The organism is Mycobacterium sp. TH-M116 (genome assembly GCF_057473685.1).
In genome coordinates this window covers 1-1,761 of sequence record NZ_JBYCLC010000202.1, presented here as the reverse complement: position 1 = coordinate 1,761, position 1,761 = coordinate 1, and the positions used below count along the sequence as shown (strand labels likewise).

Below are 1,761 nucleotides of genomic sequence, written 5' to 3'. Positions count from 1 at the left end.
GGTGGTGGGCGATTTCGCGGACGGCTTTGGACGGCACGCAGCCCTCGGCCAGGCAATTTCCGCTCATCACCCCCTTGGGGTCGACCATCACGACGCTACGCCCAGCCGCCGCGAGCCGGAAAGCCGCGGGGTAGCCGCCGCCGCCTGCGCCGATGGTGAGCGCATCGATGTCATCCATTCGACAATCCTCCCTGCCCCGGTTGGGGCGTCGTGTGTTACTCGCCGGGGAAGTGGTCCATCAGCAGGTGGGTGGCCGGCACCCCGAACGACGGCGGCTTGCCTCCGGTGCGGAAGTACATCTCTTTGAACGCCAGCTTCATCGCATAGGGAGCGTGACCCATTTTGAACACGGAGGTGTGCCCGCCGAACCAGGTGTTGGAGTAGATGTAGAAACCTCGGTGCGCGCCGATGTCGCCGAAACAGAGAATCTCGGGCTCGTATTCGGGTCCGGCGTCGCCGGGGGCGAGTGCGCCGACGTCGATGGCGATCTGGCGGGCCACGATCTGCGCCTGCTGGTGTCCCAGGCCGCCCAGCTTGGGCACCGTAAGTGCCGCCGCGTCGCCGACGGCGAACAACTCGGGATGCTCGGGATTGCGCATCCTGCGGTCGGTGAGCACGAAACCCCGCTCGTCGGTGACCGACAGGTCCTTCAAGAACGGGTGGGGCACCCAGTCGGGTAAGACGATCTTGATCTCGGCTTCCAGGCTCGCACCGTTGTGGAACTCGATCCCGTCGGCGGTAAGACGCACGACGTCGTCGGTGTTGTTCAGATAGCCGAACCCCTGTTTGGCCGCCATCTCCAAGAACGCGGTGACGATCTGTTCACCGGCATCCTCGGCGATCATCGACGCGGGGGTGAACAGCGTGATGCGATGCGCGTCGCCCAGATGGTGTTCGCCGAGCCAGTGCGCCATCGCCAGCCCGAGCTCCAAAGGCGGGCCTTCGCACGCGGCGACCCCGACCGGCATCCAGTCCGGTTTGCCCTGCAGACCCTGGTGGAACCGGGCCGAGCCGATGGCGATAGGCCCGCCCTTGTAGGAGGCGAGCCGCCGACGCAGCCTGTTACCGTAGTAGCCGCTGGAGACCGTATCGCCGTGCTCCCCGAAGCCTTCGATCTGGTCATAGGCCAGGCGGTTCCCGAGCGCGATCACCAGATAGTCATAGCCGAGCGCCTCGGTGGCTGAGCCCAGACGGTCGCTGGGAACGATGTGCACGCTTTTGGCATCGGGGTCGATCGCGATCACCTCGGCGTTCAAGAAGGTGTTGCCGTCATGACCGTGGATCTTCGGGGTGTCCAGCAGCAGGGATTCGAGGGGATCGCGATCGGCGAACACCTCCAACTGGATGTTCGGCACAAAGGTCAGGTAAGGGTTGCGGTCGACGACGACGATCTCGACGGCGTCACCGGCATGCTCGCGGATGAACCGGGCCGTGGTCAACCCGGCAAAGCTGCTCCCCAGCACCAGGACCCGTGGTTTGGCCTGCGTCATCGCGATCGCTCCCTTCGATGTCCGACCGACTTTCAATGCCCATCCGGCCACAGATATGGGCATCCGCGGCATACCTCAAAACATCAGAACCGGCCAGCTTGCCGCCGGACGAGTCGATACTTCGGCGCCGCCTCCATAGATCGGCCACCCCAGTTCGCCGCATTCGGCCAAATCCACCGCAACATCGCCGCGCGATACACGACAAAAATAAGCCGAGAGCTCCCAGCGGTCCTCGTCGCCGCTAGGAGCTACCAGCGACTATCGGTAGTGT

Annotated in this window: 2 protein-coding genes; both read right to left on the bottom strand. The window is 64.6% G+C overall.

The window, feature by feature from the left end:
• A partial coding sequence (locus tag AC2VOK_RS10240; RefSeq protein ID WP_428900368.1) for an FAD-dependent oxidoreductase occupies positions 1 to 178 on the bottom strand: 178 nt, incomplete at its 3' end.
• A 37-nt stretch (positions 179 to 215) separates the two neighbouring features.
• Entirely contained in the window at positions 216 to 1,490 is a 1,275-nt protein-coding gene (locus AC2VOK_RS10235; protein ID WP_428900367.1) for an NAD(P)/FAD-dependent oxidoreductase, read from the bottom strand.
• Positions 1,491 to 1,761: the final 271 nt, after the last annotated feature.

Bases quoted from the DNA above. Each gene is read 5' to 3' on its own strand.
- AC2VOK_RS10235 (WP_428900367.1), bottom strand. From the start codon at position 1,490: ATGACGCAGGCCAAACCACGGGTCCTGGTGCTGGGGAGCAGCTTTGCC.